The organism is Undibacterium sp. Xuan67W (assembly GCF_049340165.1).
Taxonomy (GTDB): domain Bacteria; phylum Pseudomonadota; class Gammaproteobacteria; order Burkholderiales; family Burkholderiaceae_D; genus Undibacterium.
Genome location: NZ_JBMPPN010000001.1, coordinates 377,516 through 385,708 on the forward strand (window position 1 = coordinate 377,516; position 8,193 = coordinate 385,708).

An 8,193-nucleotide genomic window follows, 5' to 3' on the forward strand; every position below is an offset into this window, starting at 1 on the left:
TTTATCGCAAATCCCTCGCAACTCTGTCCTGAATCTGCTCCTCTGAAGACCCTGCAAAAAAATCCAATCCTCCAGTTCTGCCGGCATTCCATTTAACTACGCGCAATACCGGTGTAGAGCGAACTGGTAAAGTAACGACTTATGAGCGGCATAACACCCTGCAAGCGATACACGTTCTCGCTGTTACGTCGCTGTTACGTCCCAATTCAATTCATTTTTCTGACAACCCTATGTCAAACTCAAATTTACATATGCAAAATACTCAGTTTTCTGAGCTTCAGACCTTGCCAGCATTATTTTCATGGCGCGTACAACAAACACCTGATGCCGAAGCGTATCGGCAATACGATGAGGCCAATGCGCAATGGCAAAGCTATTCATGGCAACAAACCAATGAGCGCGTAACCGGTTTTGTTAAAGCGCTTTCCGGATTAAACCTGGCATCCGGATCTCGTATAGCGATCTTGCTACCGAACGGCCTACATGCCGTGTGCATAGATCAGGCTAGTCTCGCGCTTGCGTGTGTGCCCGTACCTATGCATGCGCTCGATAACCCAGCCAGTATTGCTTACATTTTGAGCGATAGCGACGCCTCTTTTTTGATTGCAGCAAGCTATCAGCAGTGGGTAGATATTGCTTCAGTAGGTCTCGATTTACCTGCATTGCGCCAGGTCGTCGTCCTCGAAAAATCGTCGATACCTGTCTTCGTCATGTCCTCAGTTCCCGTAACAAGCTTAGACGAATGGCTGGCATCCGGCAGCAATAACACCGCCTTAGTGCAAACGCCGGTGGCGAATGAGCTTGCCGCACTTGTGTACACATCCGGCACCACAGGTAAGCCAAAAGGCGTGATGCTGACCCACACAAACGTGATGTCAAATGTCAAAGCTGTCGTACAGCGTGTAGCACCGGTCATCACCGATGTTTTCCTCTCCTTTTTGCCGCTCTCTCACACCTTTGAGCGAACAGCAGGTTACTATCTGCCCATCGCTGCCGGCGCCTGTGTAGCATTTTCGCGTTCGACCAAACAACTGCCACAGGACTTGCTTGAAGTACGCCCGACTATCCTGATTTCCGTACCGAGAATTTACGAACGCGTCTTCAGTGCGATACAAAATAAGCTCGCTTTATCAAAGCTACAATCCTGGTTATTCAATACCGCAATGAGCGTAGGCTGGCGCAGGTTTTGTCGCGCTCAGGGCCGCTTATCGGATGGTTCGCTCAATGCCGCGATCGATGCCTCTGCCTGGATGATCTTCGACAAATTGATTGCGCAAAAATTACAAATGCAGTTCGGTGGACGCCTGCGGGTTGCCGTGAGTGGGGGTGCAGCATTATCATCGGTGATCTCACATTGCTTCCTCGGACTAGGTATTCCGATTGTCCAAGGATATGGCATGACTGAGACTGCACCGGTAGTCGCGTTTAATGCTCCGAACGACAACGACCCGGCAACAGTTGGACGCCCTGTTGCGGAGGTAGAAGTCAGAATCGGTGACAACGCCGAGCTTTTGGTGAGGGGCCCCAATGTCATGCGTGGTTACTGGAAGCGCGATGAAGACACCACCAAAGCCTTCATCGATGGCTGGCTGCGCACAGGAGATCAAGCAGCCATAGAATCTGGACGCGTACGCATTTTGGGACGCGTGAAAGAAATCATCGTGACCTCCACTGGCGAAAAAATCGCTCCGGTCGATCTGGAACTAGCAGTCACCAACGACTCTGTGTTTGAGCAAGCTTATGCCTTTGGAGAAAATCATCCCTTCATCAGTTGCGCCGTCGTTCTCAATCGGCGTTACTGGATCGAATTAGCAAACTCGTCAGGCCTCAATCCTGACGACAGCGAGAGCCTGCGATCACCTAAGGCTGTTGATGCGGTAGTCAAGCGCATACGTGGATTGACAGAGTCCTTCCCTTACTACGCTCAACCCAAAGCAGTCATTCTGAGTCTGGAACCATGGACCATAGAAAACACCCTGATCACGCCAACGCTCAAACTAAAACGTAATAACCTGGCGAATCATTTTGAGGAAAGTATCAAAGATATTTACTCGCGAAAAATTAAGTAATTAATCCCCCACTATCGTCGATCAAAAAAGATCGTTTCAACCTCCTCATTGCACTGAAACGATCCATTTAACTTAAAAAACTCGAATTTTTTTTCTTATGTGGCTTAACGCACATAAGCGGGTCAAAAAAACAGATATAAATAGTAACTTGCTTAAATTAGTCAGGCATTTAAAAAAATTATTGTTTTTGCAGAACTCATAACCGCACAGGAAGAAAAAAATGAATAAAACTATTTTTGCATTGACGCTACCATTTGCTATTTTTGTGTCTACAGTGTCGGCACAAACCGCACCCGCAAGCACGCCAGCAGCCTCAACTGGAAAGACCAGAGCTGAGGTCAAAGAGGAAATCAAAGCAGCACGAAAATCTGGAGAACTGGATAAGAATCAAGACTTGGATCCTATTCCAACAAAAACAGATAAAACGACTGGAAAAACACGTGCAGAGGTCAAAGCAGAAGCCCGCACTGCTGTAAAGAGCGGCACAGCGACCAAGAATCTGGATCTCGATCCGATTCCTACGAAAACAGACAAAAATGCCGGAAAAACGCGAGCTGAAGTCAAAGAGGAGATCAAAGCCGCAAGAAAGTCCGGAGAATTAAATAAGAATCTTGATTTGACCGATACGCCGCAAAAGGCAAAATGATTTGAAATTTTTCCTGGATTTTTAGATTCTTTTACTCGCAGGCACTTTACCAATTTAAGTAGCTTACGAAAAAATTGCCCTTACGCTGACGAAGTACTTGCGCCAACCACCTCACAATCAGGAAATGTCTGTGGCGTGGAAATGTTACTGAGAATCACGCACCTATCAACAGGCATTAACGGTCAATAAAAGTCCAGGTATCCGCTCCGTCGAAGTAGCGCACCTGGATCGACTCTTGAAGGCGGGGTGCAAAATTACTCAAATTCACACCATGCCTGTCCCCGAGCACTCCCCCGATAGGCTCCCAATGCGTTGGGCAGCCACAGATTTTGCATCGAACGGTTCTTAAGGTCTTGTCCCCCAGACGTAGTCAGTTGTATTTTCGGGATGTCCCTCAATTCTCACTGCACCGAACGGATAGTAGGCCCAGAGACCACCTAGACGTCGACATAAAGAACAGTTGCATTTTATTGCCGTTTCCGGCAACGAAGGCAAGGTCAGACGCACTGCACCGCAGTGACAAGAACCTAGCAGGATTGATGTTTCTTCAGTCATATTCAACTCCTGATGAATTTCACCTAATTCGAGGGGGGAGCGTCGAATAGAGAAACTAACTAATTGATTTAACGTGTTTTTTTAATTCAAAAAATAGACACCCCCACACTGATACTCGTAACATAAAAACTATCTAGTTTTTCGCTACCTTTTTTAACCATTTAATAACGGACTCGTTTCGCATTTATTGCGTCAATTAATTTGTTTGAATCAATGCACTTTACGTACCGGAATGAAATAAGCGATCTATTATAGTTTCTCTCAAGCTATTTATATTTCAATGTGACGGGCTGCAGCGTACCCATACGCGGAGGTCGACCAAAATCCAGTCTACGGCTGCTTTTAGAGTACCGCTGACATAGCCCTTTTTTTACATCTGATCGGTTTCACCATAGCTGCCTTTGAGGTAAGTTTATTAGCGGCGAGAAAGATTCAACAATTAAATATCTACTGAATTAGTGGCGTCCGTACAGGCTCAATCCTGAGTAAACATCCTCTGACGCTAGTCCGCGATCAGTTGACGGCAATGAGTTTGATGTCGAGCGTTATCTTGGGTAGTTATGAAGACGGCAGGTTTGCGCGGAGCTGTAGCATTGTCACTGTCAGGCAACGACGCAGACGGCTAAAGGTTTGTATTCGTGACCTTAGAAGACGAGGCCGCTACTGACCGTGTCATTTGCTATTCGGATCGGGTTGGAAGACCGCGTACGATACCGCTTGATTCAACCATTCTAGGAGCCTACGGCAAGCGGCAAAATCAACATAATTGCACCATTTGGTCGATATGTATTTAGTTGATTTCTCGCCGATGATTGCTTCACTGTAGGTATCCAGCGGAAACCTTCATTAACTGTTCGTTTTGACGGCATGATGATCTTACTACTCCAGTACTTTTTAGTACTCGATGTAAATCAATATCGTGGCATCTCGTCCGGCAAATAAACTCTCGCGTGGTATTGCTATGAAGGTCGTAGCTTCAATAAAAGTACTATTTGTGTTGAGTAGAACATACGAAATACTTCATATGAGTCATTCAGCACATAAGAAAAAATTTCATGAAAGAACCGACAGAAAAATGAAAGCCATTGTTAAATGCACGCAACGTTTTTCGAAATTTTTAGTTTGAGAGATGAGGGATAGATTATTATTTTCAACAAGCTTATTTAAGTAGCAAAATGGGTAGTGCCATGAGCCAAACTATTTAATTAATAAAAAATGTGAGTGCCATCATTAAATTTTTTATTGACAACTAATATTTGTTTAAATCTTCAGAACGATTTTTCGAAAAGGCAACGGGAGAAAATCAATATGCAAAATCTGATCTACCAGATTAAGCAACTTGAACAAGAAAATGCTGAACTAAGGCGCGCCCAAACATCAACTCAGACTAATCAAGCCTATTTCGAATATTTTTCCCAGCAATTGAAGACCGCTTGCATCATTTTAAACGAGCATGGCTTGATACTGCATGCCAATCAATCAGTCGCAGACTTGCTTGGCACAAGTATAGAAACCCTTTTAGGAATACCGCTGGATGCGTTCATTTTTGAAGATCAAAGTATATTTGCTGCACAGGTAGCTGGACTATTCGAGCCCGGGCGGGAATCTACATGTGACATCCGGGTAAAAGGAACTGATGGCAAATTGACGCTGTTACGTCTGGCTATTGTTTTAATTCAAATTAACGATCGGCAAACTTATGTAGGCATACAATTTTCGGATATATCGAGGCAACAAGGGAAGCAAAATAGCGTAGCGACAGAAGAACATTTCACTAATATGGTTGCCGAAAACGTTCCGGCTCTGGTTGCTTACTGGAATACCGGGTTACGCTGTACATATGCAAATAGTCAGTATTTGAACTGGTTCGGTCGCTCAACCGCACAAATGTGTGGGATACATATGGAAGAGCTACTAGGAAAAGAGTTGTTTGCAAAGAATTTCCAGTATATCAAAGCAGTTTTGAATGGTGTAGATCAGCAATTCGAACGAACTTTGACTAAAACTAACGGTGAAATTAGCTACGCATGGGCGCAATACATCGCGCATAAGATTGATGGGGTTGTACAAGGTTTTTTTGTGCTGGTAACGGACATCAGCTCACTCAAACATGCACAAAATGCACTGAGTGAAATTGAGACAAAAAATCGTGCATTAGTGAATGCGATTCCTGATTTAATATTTCTCATCGACCGTCATGGCCAGTACCTTGAGGCTCACATACCCGATACTGGCAAGATGCCACAGAGTAGAGAAGAATTATTAAAACTTAAAGTGTCGGATGTTTTGCCACATAAAATAGCTACTCTGTATCTCGACGCGATAAAACAAGCTTTAGACAGCGGTAAGCTGCAGGAATTTCGCTATGCTGTCACGCAAAAAGATCGCTCAGAAATGCAATTTGAAGTGAGGCTAACACCTTGTAACTATGATTCGGTAATTGCCATCATTCGAGATATCACCGAAAGCGAACGCGAACGACGCGAACATGAGTTGCAATTATCAGATCGCCTTCAAGTACGTGAAAATGACGTGCGAGCAATCCAATTGAGTCTAACCATGGCCAACGATATTGCAAATATCGGAACGTGGATTCGAGATCTCAGAACAGAAGAATTATGGGCGTCGACAGAATGGCGCAGACTGTTTGGATATCGTCAGGACGAAGCCTTAAGTCTTGACATGGTGATCGAGCGCATCCACCCGGCAGACCGTCGTCATCTTAAGAATATCACTAGTGATTATGTGAATAATAGGCAGCCTCGATTTCAGGCAGAAATCAGGGTTGTCTTGCCAGATTTAACAGAACGATGGTTGGCGGTAGTCTGGCAGATAGAGTTTGATGAGAGTGATGTTCCACTGCTGACCCGCGGTGTAGCTGTAGATATATCAATGCGAAAAAGAGTGGAGCTTGAGTTAGTGCAAAAGCGTATCGAAGTAATGCACCTTGCGCGTGTTGCAACGATGGGGGAGTTGTCCGGCGCACTTGCGCATGAATTAAATCAACCTTTGACAGCGATATTGAGCAATGCTCAAGCAGCACAGCGATTCTTGGTCCGCCCAGATTTAGACATTCAAGAAATAGCCGAAATATTGCAAGATATTGTTGATGAAGACAAACGCGCAGGTGAAATCATCCGCCGACTACGCCGCTTATTTGAAAAACAAAGTCATGAAAATCAGACTGTAGATGTCAATCAACTCGCTCTGGAAGCTATACGTATCATGCGCAATGACATGATCAATCAGGGCATCACTTTGTTAAGTGAGTTGCAGGACGATTTACCGACGATTATTGCTGACCCCGTGCAGTTGCAGCAAGTCCTGATCAATCTCATCATGAATGCTGGCGAAGTGATTACTGGGCTAGATAGTAATCAGCGAATTATTGAAATAAATACCCAATTAACCCAAGATAACCGCGTTGAAGTTAGTGTCAATGATTATGGTCCCGGCGTGCCTGAAGTCTTGAGGAGCAAAATTTTCGAGGCTTTTTATACGAGCAAAGAAAATGGCATGGGGCTTGGTTTATCAATTTGCAAAAGTATTATTGAAGCCAACGGCGGCCAACTGTGGTGTGAAAATCATAGCTCGCACCCAAGTACAGGTGCGAGTTTTCGCTTTCGTTTGCCGATAAATCAAGAGTTGACTTCGTGACAGATTCAGCCAGCATTTTTTTTGTCGATGACCAGCCAGCTTTGCTCAAGGCAATGTCGCGTTTGCTTAGGTCTGCCGGTCTAAACGCGATCACCTATGAATCAGCACATGCGTTCCTCGATAGCGGCAATTTTAATAAAGCAGGATGTCTGGTACTCGATTTGGCCATGCCAGGCATGAACGGAATGGCTCTTCAAAATAAATTGAAGGAAATAGGTAGTGATTTGCCAATAATTTTTTTGACGGGCCACGGCAGTATCGATGCGGGTGTGCTCGCAATGAAGTCAGGCGCACAGGATTTTTTAACCAAACCGGTTGATGGCGATAAATTGTTAGCTGCGTTGAAAGGTGCATGCGAACGAAATCGGCTCGTTCGTCGGGATAAAGCAGAGAAAAACGCAATACAAACCCGACTAGATAGCCTAACACCGCGTGAACTTGAAGTTTTGCACTTGATCGTTGAAGGCAAACTCAACAAGCAAGTCGCGGCAGAACTCGGTACCGTTGAAAAGACGATTAAGGCTCATAGGGCTAAAGTGATGAGTAAAATGGGCGTGCCTACATTCGCCGCGCTCATCCATCTACTGCAAAAACTGAAAGATTAACGAGGATAGTTCTAGGCTGAAATTACGCCCACCTTCTCCACATCGTTTTACAAAACCTCACCTCTTATTGGACTAAGGTCCAATATCGAAATAATATTTCCGGAAATAAACTGCTTCTCATGGGAAATACATCTACATGGATTGCAGTAATCGACGACGACGAAGGAATACGTCGGGCACTCCTACGTTTATTGCGCTCCGCCGGAATGGAAGCGCATGCATTCTCTTCTGGAAAAAAGTTTTTGACCAGCCGTTGCTTAAACCGGCCTGCGTGTATTTTAATCGACCTACAAATGCCAGAGATATCTGGCTTCGAGGTAATTGAAAAACTACAAGTGTTTGATCCTGAGTTACCAGTCATTGTCTTGACTGGACAAGATGTTAGCGAGGAGCAGAAGAAAGATAGATTAGGGCGCGTATTGCGTATCTTGCATAAGCCCGTCCACGACATTGAACTTTTTAACACTATCTCACTAGCTTTGAATACCAAACCAACAGATAGCCAGACAATTTACAAAGATCGCTAACCAGCATTGGACTTCCCCTAATTTCGTAGACAACTCTTAACTTCCAAATTGTTGTTGCTCGAAAGCTAGGGGACTCATCTGATTCAAATGACTATGTCGCCGTTTGCGATTGTAGAACACTTCGATGTAATCAA

General features: G+C 44.7%; 6 protein-coding genes. 5 read left to right on the plus strand and 1 reads right to left on the minus strand.

Translation table 11 applies throughout. From position 1 onward, the window contains the following. Positions 1 to 230 precede the first annotated feature (230 nt). From ACO0LE_RS01695 to ACO0LE_RS01715, 5 genes are all read left to right on the plus strand, one after another. Positions 231 to 2,069: an AMP-dependent synthetase/ligase gene (locus ACO0LE_RS01695; RefSeq protein WP_422958678.1), complete on the plus strand. Its 1,839-nt coding sequence runs from the start codon at positions 231 to 233 to the stop codon at positions 2,067 to 2,069. Between the two features lie 220 nt (positions 2,070 to 2,289). Then, entirely contained in the window at positions 2,290 to 2,715 is a 426-nt protein-coding gene (locus ACO0LE_RS01700; RefSeq protein WP_422958679.1) for a DUF4148 domain-containing protein, read from the plus strand. A 1,863-nt stretch (positions 2,716 to 4,578) separates the two neighbouring features. Continuing rightward, on the plus strand, positions 4,579 to 6,927 hold the full coding sequence (locus ACO0LE_RS01705; RefSeq protein WP_422958680.1) for a PAS domain S-box protein: 2,349 nt from the start codon (positions 4,579 to 4,581) through the stop codon (positions 6,925 to 6,927). Beyond that, positions 6,924 to 7,532 carry a response regulator transcription factor gene (locus tag ACO0LE_RS01710; protein WP_422958681.1) on the plus strand — a complete coding sequence of 203 codons (609 nt, stop codon included), beginning with the start codon at positions 6,924 to 6,926 and terminating at the stop codon, positions 7,530 to 7,532. Before ACO0LE_RS01705 ends, ACO0LE_RS01710 begins: the two co-directional genes overlap by 4 nt. Positions 7,533 to 7,651: 119 nt before the next feature. Beyond that, positions 7,652 to 8,059 (plus strand): response regulator, encoded by a 408-nt coding sequence (locus ACO0LE_RS01715; RefSeq protein WP_422958682.1) that lies wholly within the window; start codon positions 7,652 to 7,654, stop codon positions 8,057 to 8,059. Between the two features lie 36 nt (positions 8,060 to 8,095). On the opposite strand, the gene ACO0LE_RS01720 is transcribed toward ACO0LE_RS01715, so the two are convergent. Beyond that, on the minus strand, positions 8,096 to 8,193 hold a 98-nt coding region (locus ACO0LE_RS01720), incomplete at its 5' end, for an IS3 family transposase (protein WP_422958693.1).